A 17,138-nucleotide genomic window follows, 5' to 3' on the forward strand; every position below is an offset into this window, starting at 1 on the left:
GCGACGTCGGGTCTGGCTTACTTCGATTGCCACGCGTACCAGCGCTTCGCAATCGCATCGCGGTTCTCGGCCCAGTACTTCATGTCGAGATTGATCTGCGATGCCTTGTATTGATCGGGCAGCGTCTTCGCCATGGCCGGCGACATCAGCGCGGCCGACTTCACGTTGATCGGCGCGTAACCCGTATCGGCCGCGAATTTGGCCTGGGCCTGCGGGCTCGTCGCTGCGGCGAGATACTTCATCGCCGCGTCGCGGTGCTTCGCGCCCTTCGGGATCACGAGCATGTCGGCGGCGGTGAGGTTCTCATTCCACGAAATGCCGACGGGCACGCCGGTTTGCGCGAGCGCGTGCAGGCGGCCGTTCCAGAACATGCCGATCGGCGCCTCACCCGAAGCGAGCAGCTGCTGCGACTGCGCGCCGCCGCTCCACCACACGATGTCGCTCTTGATCGTGTCGAGCTTCTTGAACGCGCGGTCGAGGTCGAGCGGATAGAGCTTGTTCGGCGGCACGCCGTCGGCGAGCAGCGCGATTTCGAGCACGCCCGGCGCCGACCACTTGTAGAACGTGCGCTTGCCGGGGAAGCGTTTGGTGTCGAAGAGATCCGCCCACGTTTGCGGCTGCGCGCCCGTGTACTTCGCCTTGTTGTAGCCGAGCACGAACGAGTAGTAGAAGCTGCCCACTGCGCCCGGCGACGCGAAGCGCGGGTCCAGCTCGTCCTTCTTCACCACCGAATAGTCGATCGGCTCGATCAGCCCGGCCTTCTGCGCGGCATAGGCGAAGTCGCCCTCCACGTCCACGACGTCCCAGCTCACGTTGCCGCTGTCGACCATCGCCTTGAGCTTGCCGTAGTCGGTCGGGCCGTCCATCAGCACGGTGATGCCGCTCGCCTGCGTGAACGGTTGCGCCCAGTCCTTCTGTTGCGACGATTGCGTGGTGCCGCCCCAGCTCGTGAAGACGATGGGGTCCGCGGCCAGTGCGGGTGCTGCTGCGAGTGTCGCTGCGCACGCAACGAACATCGGCGCGATAAACGAGGTGCTTCTGCTGCTCATGGCTGTCTCCGGGGATACGGTGGGTTGTCGCTTCGTCAGGCCGGCTGCGGGAAGACGCGCCGGCTTCTTCATGGTTGTCTTCTGTGTCGTGCTGTCACTGCGCGAGGGCGAGCGGCTGCACGGTGCCGGCTTCGCTGTCGCCCACGTAAATGCCGAAGGCGTCCTGCTTGCGCTCGCGCACATAGCGTTCGAGCATCGAGCGCACGGCGTCGTCGCTCAATTCGTCCCAGGGGATCTGCGAGAGCGGCACGATGCGGATGCTGCTGTCGAGCCAGGGCGAGCCGTTGTGAATCACGCGGCCGCGGTAATAGATATGCTCGCCCGGCCCTTTGCCGCTGCCGTCTTCGAACACGGCGAACAGAAAGTCGAGATGCGCGCGCAGGCCGAGTTTCGCGAGCACGCCGCGCAGGCTCGCCGCGTCGCTTGCCGGTTCGAGCTTGACGCCCGTTGGCAACGCCACGCCATCGGGCGTGTCGATGAGCACGAGGCCGTCGCGGTGCTCGAGAATCGCGCCCACTTTCGCGCGCACACCGGCTGCGGCCAGCGCGTCCTGCGAGAGGCTGAAGTTCACGTACGCGCCGCGGCAGTAGCCAAGCGGCGTCGAACTGGTTTGCACGAAGTCCACTACGCGGCCGATCAGGATGATGTGGTCGCCCGCGTCCACGACTTCGTGCGTCGTGCAGTCGAAGCTCGCCGCCGCGCCGTCCATCACGGGCGCACCGGTTTTGCGCGTGCTCCAGGGCACTTGCGCAAACTTGTCCGCGGCCTTCGAAGCGAACACGCCCGAAACCGGCTGCTGGTCTTCGGCGAGCACGCTCACGGCAAAGCGGCGCGTTTGCGAGAACACCGCATAGCTCGACGCCGTCTTCGCGATGCACACCAGAATGAGCGGCGGGTCGAGCGACACCGAGGTGAACGAGTTGGCCGTGAAGCCGCGCGGCGACCCGTCGGGCTGGATCGTCGTGACGACGGTCACGCCCGTGACGAACGCGCCCAGTGCGCGGCGAAATTCGGCGACATCGAAAGCCGGTTGCGCGGGGTGGGCAGTCATCAGCTCAGCCATGGCGTTCTCCTGTGTTTGCGGCGGTATTGGCCGCATGCGTTGCCGACGCAACGGCCAGGAACGCGAGCAGGCTTGCGTTGACGCGTTCCGGGTCGGTGACGTTCATCATGTGGCGCGCGTTCGCAATGACTTCCGCGCGGGCGCGGGGCGCGACAGCCGCCATCGCGTGCGACATCTGCCCGCTCGAATTCGGATCGCACTCGCCAGTGAGGAAGAGCGCGGGCACCTCCAGATTCGCGAGACGCCCCACGTGCGCGGCGTCGGAAGATGCGAAAAGACGGTAGGTGCGCGCGTAGCCCACGGGATCGACGGCAAGCAGCAGCGCACGCACCGCCTGCGCCGCCTGGGTCAGATGCCCCGGAATCGGGTCGCCGAACCAGCGCGAAAGCGTCGCGTCCACGCCGCTCGCGGCAGGCGCGTCGCCGAGACTGGCTGCGCGCGTCATCACCGCTTCGCGCTGCGCCGGCGTGCGGTCGTACACCGCGTTCAGCGCGACCACGCTCAACGTGCGCGGCGCATTGAGCAGCGCGAATTCGAGCGCGACGAGCGCGCCCATCGAATGCCCCACCACATGTGCGCGCTCGACCTGGATGGCGTCGAGCAGCGACTCGAGCTGCGCCGCGTATTCGTCGAGCGTGGGCTGGGCGCTCGGCAGCGCGCTCTCGCCGTGACCCAGCATGTCGTAGGCGACGACGCGAAACGATTCGGATAACGCATCGATCTGCGGCGCCCACACGCTCTGATTCATGCCAACGCCATGGATCAGCACCACGGTTTCGCACGCGGCGCTCGATTGCGGCGTGTACACGCTGTAGCACGTACCCGCGGTTTGACCGCGCTGAGCGCGCGAGACGGCATGTTCTGGGGCGAAATCAGACTTCATGGAATTCAGGCTCCATCCGACGATTCGGGCGATGCGGAAAGTCGCCGGAGATCGTGTTCGATGAGATTATGGTATGCCATCTTATGGCCCACAACAATGCATTGCGTATTATGGAATACCATGAGATCACTCGTCGGCGCGCTGGCATGGTTTAGGCGGCGCCCGATCGACCTGAATGAGCAGACAAAAGAAAAGGCCGCCGGCGTGTGCCGGCGGCCTTTTTAGATGGCGAGCTAGCTACGGCGTCAGGCGTCGCCGAGACCCTCGTTCTGCTGGGCGAGCGCCGACAGCGCCAGTTCGGAGACCCGCTTGATATGCGCGAACGACGCCGCGGAGGCCGCTTCGCCGTCGCGCCGCTCGATGGCGTCGAGCAGCAGGTTCATCTCGCGGTTGGAGTCGCCGCCGCGCCCCGGCATCGCGATGGTCAAGGCGCGCAAGCGGTTGATGCGCGCGTTGAGCGTCTTGACGACCGTGAGCGACACCTGCTTGTTGGCGGCTTCGAACAGCGTTTCATAGAAGCGCTCGGTGTGCTCCACCACGCGCGGCAGATCGCGCTTTTCGAACGCGTCCTCGATGATCGCGCGGACCGCGCGCAGCTGCTGCACGACTTCGGGCGTGGCGTTCTCGGCGCAGGCCCGGGCGGCGTTGGCTTCGAGCAGCCCGCGCAACTCGTAGATCTCGCCCACTTGCGCGGGATCGAGCCGCGCCACGATCGGCCCCTGGCGCGCGACGATCTCGACCAGCCCTTCGGTCTCGAGATGCCGCAGCACCTCGCGCACCACCGTGCGGCTCACGCCAAGCTCGTCGCACAGCGTGCGTTCGACGAGCCGCGTACCTGGCCGGAAATACCCCTGGACTATCGCGCCGCGCAGTTTGTCGAGCGTGAGTTCACGCAGGGTCTTGGCATTGCGGTCGATTTTGAGGTCTTGCATAGGCGGCAACAGGAAATGGACGAAAGTCCGCGCGTAAGAGCGCGGACGTGGAATGCCATATTATGACGCAACTGACGTCCAGCTTTCCGTCTGCCTGCGCTTTCGCCCCCGCCTTTACGACCAGCCGCAACGGCCTGGTCAGCCGTCCAGCCCCTCGACGATCGTGATCTGCGCCACGCAATGCCCATCGCGCTTCGCCTTGGCGGCCTGATATTCCGGCGAGCGGTAGCAGTCGAGCGCCGTTTGCATGTCGGCGAACTGGATCACGACGTGTCGCGCGAACGACTCGCCTTCCAGCACCTGCGCTGCGCCGCCACGCGCGAGAAAGACGGCCCCGAACTTCTTGAACGCCAGCGGTGCGATGTCCGTGTAGTCCTTGTATTTCACGGGATCCAGCACGGTGACATGGGCGATCCAGTATGCAGTCATCTCTCCTCCTCGTTTTTCATCGTCGGATTCATCTAGAAAAAGCGGCAATCCCTTGGCAGACGGGGCTCGCAGCGTGCCATCGGGTTAACACTCATGGCATGCCGTAACATGGTATACCAAAATGCTTCACACAATCAACGTACGAAGGAAGTTGCCATGAGCCTGATTCGCAAATCCATCCTCCATGTCGAGAACGTCTTCGTAGACGGCGACAAGGCCGCTGCGAAACCGCTGAAGATGATCGGCGCGGTCGCGGTGATCAAGAATCCGTGGGCGGGCCGCGGTTATGTGGAAGATCTCTCGCCCGAGATTCGCGCACTCGCGCCGCAACTGAGCGAGCACCTCACGAAGCTCATCATCGACGAGGCCGGTTCGGGCGAAGCCGTCGAAGCATTCGGCAAGAGCGCCATCGTGGGTCTTTCGGGCGAACTGGAGCATGCGTCCGCCCTCATCCACACGCTGCACTTTGGCAATACCTATCGCTCGGCTGTGGGCGCGAAGTCGTATCTCGCGTTCAACAACACGCGCGGCCCGGCCAATGCGCCGCTGCTCATCCCGATGATGGACAAGAACGACGAAGGCCGCCGCTCGCACTACCTCACGCTCCAGTTCTCGATTGCCGATGCGCCGGCTGCCGACGAACTCGTCATCGCCATTGGCGCCGCAACGGGTGGCCGTCCGCATCACCGCATTGGCGATCGCTACCAGGACCTCGCAGAGCTCGGAAATGACGTCAAGAACCCTGCAGCTGTCAAATAAGCGCGTCGCGCACTATCTGGAGCAAGGCGCGGGCGAACCGCTCGTCCTGATTCACGGCGTGGGCATGCAGGCGAGCGCGTGGTATCCGCAGATCGAAGACCTCTCGGCCGAATTTCGTGTGATCTCGGTCGACATGCCGGGCCACGGTCGAAGCGATGCGCTCGAGGCGGGCGCCGGTTTGCCGCAGTTCGTTGAGTGGGCGACGCGTTTCATCGAAGCGCTGGACGTGGGTCCCGTCAATCTGGCGGGACACTCGATGGGTTCGCTGATCGCGGCCGGCGTCGCGGTCACGCGTCCCGATCGGGTCAAGCGTGTGGCAGTCCTGAACGGTGTGTACCGGCGCACCGGGCAGGCGCGCGAAGCGGTGCTGCAGCGTGCCGCCGAGCTGCGCTCGGGCACCATCGACGTGGATACGCCGCTGCGGCGCTGGTTCAACGCCGGGGAAGCGCAGCAAGTCGCGGCGCAAAAGGTCGAGTCGTGGCTGAAGTCGGTGAACCTTGCGGGCTATGCCACGGCCTATACGGCGTTTGCGGGTGGCGACGAAGTGTATGCCGACGGCTGGCACACGATTCGCTGCCCTGCCCTCGTGCTGACTGGCTCCGACGATCCGAACTCGACGCCGGAGATGGCAAGGCAGATGGCGCAAGCCGCGCACAACGGCACGGCCGTGGTGATCGAAAACGAGCGCCACATGGTGAACCTCACCGCGCCTGACGAAGTCAATCGCGCGCTGCGGGCCTGGTTGCAAACGGAGCCGCAGGCCGAAAACCACGAAGTGGAAGTGTGAAATGAGCCAAGACACGAGCCAGGTAGTTAACCCGGAAGCCGCGAAGATCAACACGCGCGAGCTGCGCGACGCGTTCGGCGCGTTCATGACGGGCGTGACGATCGTGACGACCGCAACGGACGACGGCAAGCCGCTCGGCTTCACCGCCAATTCGTTTTCGTCCGTTTCGCTCGACCCCGCTCTGCTGCTGGTGAGCATTGCGAAGACGTCGAGCAATTACCAGACGTTTTCCACCGCGGGCCACTTCGCCATCAACATCCTCGCGGAAGGCCAAAAAGAGTTGTCCAACACGTTCGCGCGGCCAAGCGACGATCGCTTCGCCAACGTGAACTGGCAATTGAGCGCCAACCGCAACCCGCTCATCAGCGATGTGAGCGCCTGGTTCGACTGCACGACGCACGCCGTGATCGACGCGGGCGACCACGCGCTCATCGTCGGCCGGGTCGGGGCGTTTCATTCCGCGGGATTCGCGGGCCTCGGCTACTACCGGGGCGGTTATTTCACGCCGGCCAAGGTATCGGCGGAGGTCATCGCGGGGCCGAAGGTCATCGTGAGCGCGATCATCGCGCGCGAGGACAAGGTGCTCCTCGTGAAGACCGCCGACGGCAAATGGGGACTGCCTTCGAAGGAGATCGGCAAGGAAGGCGCCGACAAGGCGCTTGCCGAGATCTTCACGAAGTACCAGCCCGACGCATCGGCAAGCTTCATTTATTCGGTCTACAACAATACCGAAACCCATTACCAGTACATCTCGTTCCTGTGTAGCGCACCGGACGAACTCGCCGGCGCGGGCGACGCTTCGGCCCAATTCGTCAGCCTGGAAGACGTGCAAACGCAAGCGTTCCAGGACGGCGCACTCGCCAGCATGCTCCAGCGCTACCGCAAGGAAAGCGAATTGAAGAGCTACGGGATGTACTTCGGCGACCATAGCAACGGCACAGTCCGCCCGCTTCATTCCTGAAAGGTTCCATCATGCGATTTTCGCTTTTCGTTCACATGGAGCGCGTCTCCGACCAGACCAGTCAAAAGCAGCTGTATGACGAAATGGTCGAACTGTGCCAGATCGCCGATCGCGGCGGCATGCACGCCGTCTGGACCGGCGAGCACCACGGCATGGACTTCACGATCGCGCCGAATCCGTTCCTCAACCTCGTCGACCTCGCCAACAAGACGAAGCACGTGAGGCTCGGCACGGGCACGGTCATTGCACCGTTCTGGCATCCGATCAAGCTCGCCGGCGAAGCCGCGATGACCGACATCATCACGAATGGCCGTCTGGATCTGGGCATCGCGCGAGGCGCGTACTCGTTCGAATACGAACGCCTGATGCCGGGGCTCGACGCGTGGGGCGCTGGCCAGCGCATGCGCGAACTCATTCCGGCCGTGAAAAAGCTGTGGGAAGGCGATTACGCGCACGAAGGCGAATTCTGGAAATTCCCCTCGACCACGTCGTCGCCGCTGCCGCTGCAGCGCCCGCATCCGCCGATCTGGGTGGCCGCGCGCGACCCGAACAGCCACGAATTCGCCGTGTCCAACGGTTGCAACGTGCAGGTCACGCCGTTGCATTTCGGCGACGGAGAGGTCGAGAAGCTCGTCGGCCACTTCAACGCCGCGTGCGAGAAGTTCAGCAACGTGCCGCGCCCGCAGATCATGCTGCTGCGCCACACGTATGTGGCGAGCAGCGAAGACGACGCGCAGATCGCGGCCGACGAGGTGAACACGTTCTACAACTACTTCGGCGCGTGGTTCAAGAATGAGCGCCCTGTGAGCCGCGGCATGATCAAGCCGCTCACGAAGGAAGAGATGGCCGCTCACCCGTTCTACACGCCCGAGGCGATGCGCAGGAACAACGTCATCGGCACGCCCGAGGAAGTGATCGGGCGCCTGCGGGCCTACGAGAAACTCGGCTTCGACGAGTACTCGTTCTGGATCGATACCGGCATGAGCTTCGAGCGCAAGAAGGCGTCGCTCGAGCGCATGATCAACGACGTCATGCCTGCATTCAGGTAAGGGGCGGATTCCATGGATTTTCATTTTCAGCTGTATATCGACGGCCAGTTCGAACCGGGCGCCGCGACGTTCGACAGCGTGAACCCGGCCACGGGCAACGTGTGGGCGCAAATGCCCGAAGCGCGCACGGAGCAGGTCAACCGTGCCGTCGAGGCGGCCAACCGCGCGCTGACCGATTCCGCGTGGGCCGGCCTCACCGCCTCGGCGCGCGGCAAGCTGCTGCACAAGCTGGCCGGGCTCGTCGAAAAGGCTGCGCCGCGACTCGCTGAAATTGAAACGAACGACACCGGCAAGATCATTCGCGAGACGTCGAGCCAGATCGCTTATGTGGCCGAGTACTACCGCTACTACGCCGGGATCGCCGACAAGATCGAAGGGAGCCACGTTCCCGTCGACAAGCCGGACATGCAGGTGTGGCTCGAACGGCAGCCCGTCGGCGTGGTCGCGGCCATCGTCCCATGGAACAGCCAGTTGTTCCTTTCCGCCGTGAAGGTCGGGCCGGCGCTCGCCGCCGGTTGCACGGTCGTGCTGAAGGCTTCCGAAGAGGCGCCCGGCCCGCTGCTTGAATTCGCGAGGCTCGTGCACGAGGCAGGATTTCCGCCGGGCGTCGTCAACGTAATCACCGGCTTCGGGCCGCAATGCGGCGCGGTGCTCAGCAGCCATCCCAAGGTCGACAAGGTGGCCTTCACGGGCGGCCCTGAAACCGCGCGGCATATCGTCAGGAACACCTCGAACAATCTCGCGAAGGTCTCGCTGGAACTGGGCGGCAAGTCGCCGTTCATCGTGTTCGCCGATACCGATATCCAGAGCGCGGTGAATGCGCAAGTCGCAGCGATTTTCGCGGCAAGCGGCCAAAGCTGCGTGGCGGGCTCGCGTCTCTTGATCGAGGCATCCGTCAAGGACCGGTTCCTCGAGTTGCTCGTCGAGCGCGTCTCGCGCATTCGCGTGGGCTCGCCCAACGAGATGACGACGGAATACGGGCCGCTCTGCACCGAAAGACAACTGCGCACCATCGAGAAGATCGTCGCGAGTTCCGTGAGCCAGGGGGCCAAGGTGGTCGCTGGCGGCAAGGCGCTGGAGCGCGACGGCTACTACTACGCGCCCACGATTCTGGACTGCACGGGCGTGAGCAACGCGGACAGCATCACGACGGAGCTTTTCGGACCAGTGCTTTCGGTGGATACGTTCTCTTCCGAACAGGAAGCCATCGAGAAGGCGAATAGCACCGCCTACGGACTCGCCGCGGGTATCTTCACCACCAACCTCACCCGCGCGCATCGCGTTTCGCGGCGCGTGCGCTCGGGGATCGTCTGGATCAACACCTATCGGGCGGTTTCGCCGCTCGTGCCGTTCGGCGGGTTCGGGCTCTCCGGGCACGGCCGCGAGGGCGGCATGGCTGCCGCGCTCGAATACACGACGACGAAATCCGTGTGGCTACGCACTTCGGACGAGCCGATCAGCGATCCGTTCGTGATGCGCTGATCCGTTCCGCTGTACCGATTCAAAGCCGCTTCAAAGCCGTTCAAGGCGATGCCGCGCCACCTTCGTGGCGCGGCTCGGCCTGTGCAATAACGATGGAGACACTATGAAAAACCCGGCGAACGACAACAGCGTTCTGACCATTGAAAGCAACTCGATCGAGTATGTCGCTGCCGAGAATCGGCATGGCAAGCCAGTCGATCTGTTCACGTTGTGGTTCTGCACGAATGTCGCGCCGCTTGCCGTGATATCCGGCGCGACTTCGGTCCTGGTCTTTCACCTCGACGTGATGAGCGCGATTCTCGCCATCGTCGCCGGGCAATTCTTCGGCGCCATTTTCCACGCCCTCACCTCTGCGCAAGGCCCGCTCGTCGGCGTGCCGCAGATGATTCAAAGCCGCGCGCAATTCGGCCGCTATGGCTCGCTGCTCGTGGTCAGTTTCACCACGCTGATCTATCTCGGCTTCTTCGTCTCGAACATCATTCTCGCGGGCAAGACGCTCCACACCGCCGCGCCTGCGGTGCCCGTGCCGGTGGGCACCGTGCTCGGCGCGATTCTCGCGACGCTCGTCGGCGTGATCGGCTATCACTTCATCCACGGCTTCAACAAGGTGGGCGCGTGGTTCATGGGCGGCGCGCTGCTGATCGGCATGATCATGATGGCGCCCGGCCTCAACACGCAAATCTTGCAGCAGGGCCATTTCGACGTTTCGAACTGGTTCGCGATGTTGGGGCTTTGCGCCGTCTGGCAAATCAGCTTCGCGCCCTACACGTCCGATTATTCGCGCTACCTGCCAACCTCAGCGGGCTTTGCGAAGACCTTCGCGTTTACGTATTTCGGCACCTCACTCGGCACGATCTTTGCGTTTCTCTTCGGCGTGCTCGCGGTCAGCACCGGTCATTCCACCGACGCCATGCAAGCCATCCGCACGCAAACGGGCATGTTCGGCTATGTGCTGATCTTCCTCTTTCTGGTCAACATCATTGGCCACAACGGCATGAATCTGTACGGCGGGGTGTTGTCCTTCATTACCGCCGCGCAGACCTTCCGTCCCGACTGGGTGCCGGGCCGCACCGTGCGCATCGTCTTTTCGAGCGTACTGCTGGTCGCCTCTACCGTCACTGCGTTGTGGGCCTCAAGCAATTTCATCGCGATCTTCCTGACGGCGATCTTCGCCATGCGCATCGTGCTCGCGCCCTGGATAGCGATCAATCTGGTCGACTTCTATCTGATCAACCACCGGCGCTATCGCGTCGCGGAAATCGTGAGCAGCCACGGCGGCGTGTACGGGTCCTTCAATTTCAAGGCCATCGCCATTTACCTCTTCGGTATCGCCGTTCAGGTGCCGTTCATGGCAGAAAGCTTTTTCCACGGCCCGCTGGCGTCGATCGTCGGCGGTGCCGATGTTTCGTGGATGGTCGGCCTCGTCGCGACTGCACTGACCTACTACGTGTTCGCTGCGAAGGACGGTTCGCGTTCGCTCGGGCGGTCGCCGGCAGGGGCTACGGCTTCGGACTGAAGCGTGCCACAGAAACGAAAGGGGAAGCGCCGCAGCGCTTCCCCTTTCGCATTAAGCGTGACCCACACCCATCAGTCGTAAAGCACCGCCGCGATCTTCGGGTCGCTCATATTGGTCTTGTCGTACCAGTAAAAGCCCGTGTCGATCTTCTTGGGCAGGGTTTCGCCCTTCAACGCCTTCGCCGCGGAATCGACAACGCACTTGCCGATGCCGACTGGGTTCTGCGTAATCGCGCCCGCCATCAGGCCGGACATGATGGCCTCCTTTTGCTCCTTGCCCGAGTCGAAGCCGATCAGCACCAGTTTCTTGCCCGACTCCTTCACGCCGATCGCCGCGCCTTCCGCCGAGCCTTCATTGGCGCCGAAAATGCCCTTGAGGTTCGGGTTCGCCTGAATCATGGCCTTGGCGATTTCCGCCGACTTCAGGTGGTCGCCCGCGCCGTACTGCACGGAAACGATCTTGATGCCCGGGTGCTTCGTCTTCATCTCGTTGAGGAAGCCGTCGCGCCGGTCGATACCCGTGCGGCTCGTCTGGTCATGCACGATCACGGCGACTTCGCCGGAATTGCCGATCATCTCCGCCATCTTGTCGGCGGCGAGCGCGGCGGCGGCGAGGTTGTCCGTGGCGCAGGTCGTGAGCGGAATATCGCTGTCGACGCCCGAGTCGAACGCGATCACAGGAATCTTGCTGGACTGCGCGCGTTTGAGCAGCGGAATGGCGGCCTTGCTGTCGAGCGCGGCGATGCCGAGCGCCTGTGGCTTCTTGGCAAGCGCCGCCGAAAGCATGTCGATCTGCTTGTCGACCATGGCCTCGGTTTCAGGGCCTTCGAACGTGATCCTGACGTTGTTCGCCTTCGCCGACTGTTCCGCGCCGGATTTCACGGCTTGCCAGAACTGATGCTGGAAGCCTTTTGAAATGATCGGAATGTAGGGTTCCTCAGCATACGTCACGCTGGACGCACCCACGAGCGCGCCCACTCCGATTACGGCACTGATCAGTTTTCTTTTCAACATGACATTTCTCCTCCTAAGGTGGGCCATAGACCTCCAGCCGTTTAGGGAGCCTTGTTTTACTCCCCGTTCTTTCCGGGCTCCTTCCGTCTCCACTTAACTCTTTTTGCGGCGCAAGATATCCGCGTAAACCGCGAGGATGATGATGAGACCCGTCACCACGATCTGCCATTCCTGCGCGACCGACATGATGCGCAGGCCGTTGGTCAGCACGCTCATGATGAACGCGCCGATGATGGTGCCGAGTATCGTGCCCGAGCCGCCGCTCAGCGACGTGCCGCCGATCACCACGGCCGCGATGGCTTCCAGCTCGTAGCCCTGACCAAGCGCCGGTTGCGCCGAGTTAAGGCGCGACGCGATCAAGAGCCCTGCAATGCCGCAAATCGCGCCGCCGAGGCCATAAATCGCAATCTTCCAGCGATCGACATTCACGCCGGAAAGGCGCACGGCCTCCTCATTGCTGCCGAGCGCGAACGTATAGCGCCCGAGCGCGGTGCGGTTCAGCGTGATCGAACTCACAATCGCGAGCACGAACAGAATCAGCACGGCGTTCGGAATGGGCACGCTGGGCAGGAAATAGCCGATCAGTGAGTCCTGCGAAATCATGTAGAAGTTTTCGGTGTCGGTGAAATAGATGGGCTTGTCGGACGAGACGACAAGCGAGAGCCCCTTGAGCAGCAGCATCATGCCGAGCGTGGCGATGAACGGCGGGATTTTCATCTTCGCCGTGAGCGTGCCCGACACGGTTCCGCACACCGCCCCTGTACCGATGGCGGCGAGCACCCCGATCCACATCGGCAAATGCCAGTAGGTCAGAAACACGCCGCAAATCACGGCCGTAAAGGTCATCAAGGTGCCGACCGACAAATCGATGCCGCCCGTGATGATGACGAACGTACTGGCAATGGCGAGCACGCCGTTCACGGCGGTCGCCTGCAGAATGCCGAGGATATTGTCCATCTGCATGAACGCAGGGGACGCGAAGCTGAAAAAGATCAGCAGCAGGATCAGGCTGGCGAACGCGAGCATTTTCTGCAGCGCAGTGGGCGAGAAAATGCGCGCCTTCAGGCCGGACGACCGTTTCTGGTCGGCCAGCGCCGCAGTATCCGATTGCATAGTCATGGGTTCGACCTCTTGAGGCTCATGCCGCTTGCAGGGTTTCGCGCTGGGTCGCGAGATGCATGATGCGCTCCTGGGTCGCCTCGCTGGCGGAGAGTTCGCCAGTGATACGGCCTTCGCACATCACTACGATCCGGTCGCTCATACGCAGGATTTCCGGAAGTTCCGACGAGATCATCACGATCGCCTTGCCTTGCTCGGCCAGCGCGCGCAACAGCTTGTAGATCTCGCTTTTCGCGCCGACGTCGATGCCGCGCGTGGGCTCGTCGAAGAAAAGCACATCGCAATCGCGCTCCAGCCATTTCGCAACGACGATCTTCTGCTGGTTGCCGCCCGAAAGCAGACGCACCGGCTGCGTGGCGGAAGGCGTGCGGATGGCGAGCAGACTGATGAAATGCGCCGCCGTCTTGCGGATCTGCATGCGGCGCAGAAACAGGTTCAGCGAGAGGAATTTGCCGAGATTGGACATCACGATGTTCGATTCGACGTCCATGCCGGTCGCGAGACCAAAGCGCTTGCGGTCCTCGGAGAGATATCCGATGCTGTGCGCGACCGCGTCGCTCGGCGTCTTGATCGAGGCCTTCGCACCTTTCACGAAGATGTCGCCGGATTCGACCGGGTCCGCGCCGAACACGGCGCGCGCGACCTCGGTGCGGCCCGCGCCCATGAGTCCCGCAAAGCCCAGTATTTCGCCTTTGCGCAACGCGAAGCTCACGTCCCTCACGAGCGGGCCCGCGTTCAGATGCTTCACTTCGAGCGCGACTTCGCCCTGGTGCGCCGGACCCTGATACGGTGCGACATCGGCGAGCGTTCTGCCGACCATCATGCCGATGATGGCCTGCACGCTCGTATCGGCGGCGGCGACGGTGGCGACGTACTCGCCATCGCGCAGCACGGTGACGCGATCGGCAATCTGCTGGAGCTCATCCATCTTGTGCGAGATGTAGATGATCCCCACGCCCCGCTCTTTCAACTGGCGAATGATGCGGAAAAGCTCGGCGATTTCCGCGTCGTTGAGCGCGGAAGTCGGCTCGTCCATGATGAGCACGCGCGAATCGAACGACAGGGCCTTGGCGATCTCGACCATCTGCTGGCTTGCGACCGTGAGCGAGCCGACCACGGTGCGCGGGTCGAGCTGCACGTGCATGCGGGCGAGAATCGCGCGTGCCTGCGCATTGAGTTTGTCTTCGTCGAGAAAGAGCCCGAGACGCCCGCGCGGTTCGCGGCCGATGAACATGTTCTGCGCGACGCTCAGATGATTCATCAGCTGGAGTTCCTGATGAATGATGCCGACGCCCACGGCTTGGGCCTCGCCCGGACTCGCGAACGCTACGGGTTGGCCATCGTAGAGAATGTCGCCCGAGTCGCGCGTATACACGCCCGCGAGAATCTTCATCAAGGTCGACTTGCCCGCGCCGTTCTCTCCCATCAGCGCGTGCACCTCGCCTGCCATGAGCTCGAATTGCACTTCGTGAAGCGCTCTCACGCCGGGGAAACTCTTGCTCAGCTTGTTGACGGTGATGAGCGGCGTCATGGCGCTGATCCGCGAAGAAAAGCCAGACACATTACCGGGGCCCCTTGATTGCGTGCGCGGCGTGGCTTGCAGCGCTGCACGGAGGTGGTTGGAATACGGGCGTTGCTCGACGTAAGACGAAAGCGCTCAAGGTGCAAAGAGATCCGGCCGCTCTTTCGCGGACCGGCGCAATTCCTCGATCACCTGATCGAGATGGTCGTGCATCGCTTTTGCCGCTGCGTCGGCACGGCCGGCGCGAATGGCCTCGAAAATCCGTTCGTGCTCGTCGAGCGTGTGCACGAGACGCTCGGGACTTGCCAGCAATTGCCTCGCGCGATCCAGCGCGTTGCGCGACACCGCGACGATCTCTTTCACACGCGGCAGGTTCACCGCGTCGAGCAGGATTTCATGAAACGCCAGATCGAGCTCATGAAACACGAGACGCTGGCCATTCCCCGCGACCTTGCGCTGCTCGTCGAGATTGGCCGCCAGTGCGTCGATCGTGGCGCTGTCCTTCATGCGCGCGACACCGCGCACAGTTTCGACTTCGAGCGCGCTGCGAATGAACAGATGCTGGCGGATATCGTCGAGCGCGATCGGTTTGACGCGCGTGCCGCGCTGCGGCAAAACCTCGACGAGCCCCGCATGCGCGAGCTTCGCCAGCGCGGCGGAAACCGGAAAACGCGACACGCCCATGCGTTCGCAGACCGCCATCTTGTCGATCATCATTCCGGGTTCCAGCGCGAGCGTCACGATCGCTTCTCTCAGCGCGTGCTCGACGGCATCGGTCAGGCTGCCGCGCTCGCCGCCCCTAATCTTTTGCAGTGCGACATAAGGATTGCCGGCGACACTCGCCACTTCGGATGAAGAGTTCACGGCGCGCTTGATTTTGAGAAGACATGCTAGCATGCTAGGTAGCAGATTCAGCGTTGTCAACGCGTGCAAACGCCTGGTTTTCCCCTACCCGAAAGCCGTCCCTTCCAGAGGGAGTTCGAATGACCACGATCAGCAGGCTGTCCGTTCGCGATATCCGCTTTCCCACATCGCGTTCGCTCGACGGTTCCGACGCCATGAACGCCGCGCCGGACTACTCCGCGACTTACGTCACGCTCGAAACCGATTCTCCAGACAAATTCACGGGGCACGGGCTCACGTTCACCATCGGGCGCGGCAATGAAATCTGCGTGACGGCGGTCAACGCGCTGGCGCCGCTCATCGTCGGCAAGCGGCTCGAAGACATTACCGCGAACATGGGCGCCTTCTGGCGCGCATTCACTTCGGATAGCCAATTACGCTGGATCGGCCCTGACAAAGGCGCGATTCATCTGGCTACGGCGGCGGTCGTCAATGCGGTGTGGGACCTGTGGGCCAAATCGGTCGGCAAGCCCGTATGGAAACTGCTTGCGGACATGAGCCCCGAAGAACTCGTGCGCTGCCTCGATTTTCGCTACGTGACCGATGCGATCACACCGTATGAAGCGTTGGCCATCCTGCACCGCCACGCGAAGACCAAGGGCGCGCGCGAAGCGGAAATGCTCGCGCAGGGCTATCCCGCCTATACGACCTCGGCTGGCTGGCTGGGCTACGACGACGACAAGATCCGGCGCCTTGCGCGGGAAGGCGTCGCGCTGGGCTGGACGCATTTCAAGCAGAAAGTGGGCGGCAATCTCGACGAAGACGTGCGGCGCGCACGCATACTGCGCGAGGAAATCGGCGAGAACCTGAAGCTGATGATGGACGCCAACCAGGTGTGGGACGTGGACGAAGCGGTGGCGAACATGCGGCGACTCGCGGAGTTCGATCCGTGGTGGATAGAGGAGCCGACGAGCCCAGACGATATTCTCGGCCACGCGGAGATTCGCCGGCGTTTGGGGTCGATTGGGGTGGCCACGGGCGAGCACTGTCACAATCGTGTGATGTTCAAACAGTTGCTGCAGGCGGAGGCGATCGATTTTTGTCAGGTCGATGCCTGTCGGTTAGGTGGGCTTAACGAAGTGATCGTCGTGTTGCTGATGGCGGCGAAGTTCGGTGTGCCAGTTTGTCCGCATGCGGGTGGCGTTGGGCTTTGCGAGTATGTGCAGCATATTTCGCTGTTCGATTATTTGTGTGTTTCGGCTTCGCTCGAGAATCGCGTGCTCGAGTATGTCGATCATTTGCATGAGCATTTTGTTGATCCTGTTGTGATTCGGAATGGGCGGTATATGCCGCCTCAGCGGCCTGGTTATAGCATTGAGATGATTGCGGAATCGCTCGATAAGTATCATTTTCCTGAGGGGGAGGCTTGGCGGGGTTAGTGGTCGCTTTGGCCTTTCCTTGTTTTCGTGTCGGTCTGCCTGGGTTGCCCCTGTGCGGGGCAATGCTCTCAACTTAAGCCCCGGAAGTGCTTGTAAACGAACCGTGGGACCTGTAAACTTCACACCATAACTTCCTGATAAATCAACGATATGAACTCAAATACCGGCGTCTTCCCGACTTCTGGCTGAGTTCTCCGATTTCCTGTTCGATCCGGCGCTCGCCGAGCGCGTGCGCCGCACCCCCACCGCCTTTACCCGCAATCGCACACTGACGTTGCCGCGCATGGCCGCG

General features: G+C 62.7%; 16 protein-coding genes. 7 read left to right on the forward strand and 9 right to left on the reverse strand.

Translation table 11 applies throughout. From position 1 onward, the window contains the following. Positions 1-17: 17 nt before the first annotated feature. The 5 genes from M3I56_RS15465 to M3I56_RS15485 form a co-directional block, all read right to left on the reverse strand. Positions 18-1,049 carry an ABC transporter substrate-binding protein gene (locus tag M3I56_RS15465; RefSeq protein WP_254354723.1) on the reverse strand — a complete coding sequence of 344 codons (1,032 nt, stop codon included), beginning with the start codon at positions 1,047-1,049 and terminating at the stop codon, positions 18-20. A 94-nt stretch (positions 1,050-1,143) separates the two neighbouring features. After that, entirely contained in the window at positions 1,144-2,112 is a 969-nt protein-coding gene (locus tag M3I56_RS15470; RefSeq protein WP_254354724.1) for a flavin reductase, read from the reverse strand. Further along, on the reverse strand, positions 2,105-2,995 hold the full coding sequence (locus tag M3I56_RS15475) for an alpha/beta fold hydrolase (RefSeq protein ID WP_254354725.1): 891 nt from the start codon (positions 2,993-2,995) through the stop codon (positions 2,105-2,107). Before M3I56_RS15475 ends, M3I56_RS15470 begins: the two co-directional genes overlap by 8 nt. Positions 2,996-3,240: 245 nt before the next feature. Beyond that, positions 3,241-3,927: a GntR family transcriptional regulator gene (locus M3I56_RS15480; protein WP_254354726.1), complete on the reverse strand. Its 687-nt coding sequence runs from the start codon at positions 3,925-3,927 to the stop codon at positions 3,241-3,243. A gap of 138 nt (positions 3,928-4,065) precedes the next feature. Next, positions 4,066-4,356, reverse strand: coding sequence for a DUF1330 domain-containing protein (locus tag M3I56_RS15485; protein WP_254354727.1), 291 nt, complete (start codon positions 4,354-4,356; stop codon positions 4,066-4,068). Between the two features lie 156 nt (positions 4,357-4,512). Between M3I56_RS15485 and M3I56_RS15490 the strand changes: the two genes are divergently transcribed. The 6 genes from M3I56_RS15490 to M3I56_RS15515 all read left to right on the forward strand — a co-directional run bounded on the left by M3I56_RS15490 (position 4,513) and on the right by M3I56_RS15515 (position 10,910). Then, positions 4,513-5,115 carry an amino acid synthesis family protein gene (locus M3I56_RS15490; RefSeq protein ID WP_254354728.1) on the forward strand — a complete coding sequence of 201 codons (603 nt, stop codon included), beginning with the start codon at positions 4,513-4,515 and terminating at the stop codon, positions 5,113-5,115. Next, positions 5,084-5,902: an alpha/beta fold hydrolase gene (locus M3I56_RS15495; RefSeq protein WP_254354729.1), complete on the forward strand. Its 819-nt coding sequence runs from the start codon at positions 5,084-5,086 to the stop codon at positions 5,900-5,902. The genes M3I56_RS15490 and M3I56_RS15495 overlap by 32 nt, the downstream gene beginning before the upstream one ends. Before the next feature lies 1 nt (position 5,903). Next, complete coding sequence (locus M3I56_RS15500) at positions 5,904-6,863, forward strand: flavin reductase (protein ID WP_254354730.1); 960 nt, start codon at positions 5,904-5,906, stop codon at positions 6,861-6,863. An 11-nt stretch (positions 6,864-6,874) separates the two neighbouring features. Then, on the forward strand, positions 6,875-7,912 hold the full coding sequence (locus tag M3I56_RS15505) for an LLM class flavin-dependent oxidoreductase (RefSeq protein WP_254354731.1): 1,038 nt from the start codon (positions 6,875-6,877) through the stop codon (positions 7,910-7,912). 12 nt (positions 7,913-7,924) lie between these two features. After that, entirely contained in the window at positions 7,925-9,394 is a 1,470-nt protein-coding gene (locus tag M3I56_RS15510; RefSeq protein ID WP_254354732.1) for an aldehyde dehydrogenase, read from the forward strand. Positions 9,395-9,497: 103 nt separating this feature from the next. Beyond that, positions 9,498-10,910, forward strand: coding sequence for a cytosine permease (locus M3I56_RS15515; RefSeq protein ID WP_254354733.1), 1,413 nt, complete (start codon positions 9,498-9,500; stop codon positions 10,908-10,910). A gap of 71 nt (positions 10,911-10,981) precedes the next feature. Here M3I56_RS15515 and M3I56_RS15520 read toward each other — a convergent pair whose 3' ends face one another. From M3I56_RS15520 to M3I56_RS15535, 4 genes are all read right to left on the reverse strand, one after another. Beyond that, the gene (locus M3I56_RS15520) at positions 10,982-11,923 is read right to left on the reverse strand and encodes an ABC transporter substrate-binding protein (protein WP_028203723.1); all 942 of its coding nucleotides are present in this window, start codon (positions 11,921-11,923) and stop codon (positions 10,982-10,984) included. Between the two features lie 93 nt (positions 11,924-12,016). After that, positions 12,017-13,042 carry an ABC transporter permease gene (locus tag M3I56_RS15525; protein WP_254354734.1) on the reverse strand — a complete coding sequence of 342 codons (1,026 nt, stop codon included), beginning with the start codon at positions 13,040-13,042 and terminating at the stop codon, positions 12,017-12,019. Between the two features lie 19 nt (positions 13,043-13,061). Continuing rightward, positions 13,062-14,573 (reverse strand): sugar ABC transporter ATP-binding protein, encoded by a 1,512-nt coding sequence (locus M3I56_RS15530; RefSeq protein WP_254354735.1) that lies wholly within the window; start codon positions 14,571-14,573, stop codon positions 13,062-13,064. A gap of 126 nt (positions 14,574-14,699) precedes the next feature. Then, on the reverse strand, positions 14,700-15,461 hold the full coding sequence (locus tag M3I56_RS15535) for a GntR family transcriptional regulator (RefSeq protein ID WP_254354736.1): 762 nt from the start codon (positions 15,459-15,461) through the stop codon (positions 14,700-14,702). 86 nt (positions 15,462-15,547) lie between these two features. Between M3I56_RS15535 and M3I56_RS15540 the strand changes: the two genes are divergently transcribed. Beyond that, complete coding sequence (locus tag M3I56_RS15540) at positions 15,548-16,846, forward strand: L-fuconate dehydratase (RefSeq protein WP_254354737.1); 1,299 nt, start codon at positions 15,548-15,550, stop codon at positions 16,844-16,846. Positions 16,847-17,138: the final 292 nt, after the last annotated feature.

It is taken from the genome of Paraburkholderia sp. CNPSo 3281 (assembly GCF_024206515.1).
Taxonomy (GTDB): domain Bacteria; phylum Pseudomonadota; class Gammaproteobacteria; order Burkholderiales; family Burkholderiaceae; genus Paraburkholderia; species Paraburkholderia nodosa.

Coding starts and splice junctions, on each gene's coding strand:
- M3I56_RS15535 (WP_254354736.1), bottom strand. CDS start 15,461: ATGCTAGCATGTCTTCTCAAAATCAAGCGCGCCGTGAACTCTTCATCC.
- M3I56_RS15500 (WP_254354730.1), top strand. CDS start 5,904: ATGAGCCAAGACACGAGCCAGGTAGTTAACCCGGAAGCCGCGAAGATC.
- M3I56_RS15540 (WP_254354737.1), top strand. CDS start 15,548: ATGACCACGATCAGCAGGCTGTCCGTTCGCGATATCCGCTTTCCCACA.
- M3I56_RS15515 (WP_254354733.1), top strand. CDS start 9,498: ATGAAAAACCCGGCGAACGACAACAGCGTTCTGACCATTGAAAGCAAC.
- M3I56_RS15505 (WP_254354731.1), top strand. CDS start 6,875: ATGCGATTTTCGCTTTTCGTTCACATGGAGCGCGTCTCCGACCAGACC.
- M3I56_RS15530 (WP_254354735.1), bottom strand. CDS start 14,573: ATGACGCCGCTCATCACCGTCAACAAGCTGAGCAAGAGTTTCCCCGGC.
- M3I56_RS15475 (WP_254354725.1), bottom strand. CDS start 2,995: ATGAAGTCTGATTTCGCCCCAGAACATGCCGTCTCGCGCGCTCAGCGC.
- M3I56_RS15470 (WP_254354724.1), bottom strand. CDS start 2,112: ATGGCTGAGCTGATGACTGCCCACCCCGCGCAACCGGCTTTCGATGTC.
- M3I56_RS15510 (WP_254354732.1), top strand. CDS start 7,925: ATGGATTTTCATTTTCAGCTGTATATCGACGGCCAGTTCGAACCGGGC.
- M3I56_RS15485 (WP_254354727.1), bottom strand. CDS start 4,356: ATGACTGCATACTGGATCGCCCATGTCACCGTGCTGGATCCCGTGAAA.
- M3I56_RS15495 (WP_254354729.1), top strand. CDS start 5,084: ATGACGTCAAGAACCCTGCAGCTGTCAAATAAGCGCGTCGCGCACTAT.
- M3I56_RS15490 (WP_254354728.1), top strand. CDS start 4,513: ATGAGCCTGATTCGCAAATCCATCCTCCATGTCGAGAACGTCTTCGTA.
- M3I56_RS15480 (WP_254354726.1), bottom strand. CDS start 3,927: ATGCAAGACCTCAAAATCGACCGCAATGCCAAGACCCTGCGTGAACTC.
- M3I56_RS15465 (WP_254354723.1), bottom strand. CDS start 1,049: ATGAGCAGCAGAAGCACCTCGTTTATCGCGCCGATGTTCGTTGCGTGC.
- M3I56_RS15520 (WP_028203723.1), bottom strand. CDS start 11,923: ATGTTGAAAAGAAAACTGATCAGTGCCGTAATCGGAGTGGGCGCGCTC.
- M3I56_RS15525 (WP_254354734.1), bottom strand. CDS start 13,042: ATGACTATGCAATCGGATACTGCGGCGCTGGCCGACCAGAAACGGTCG.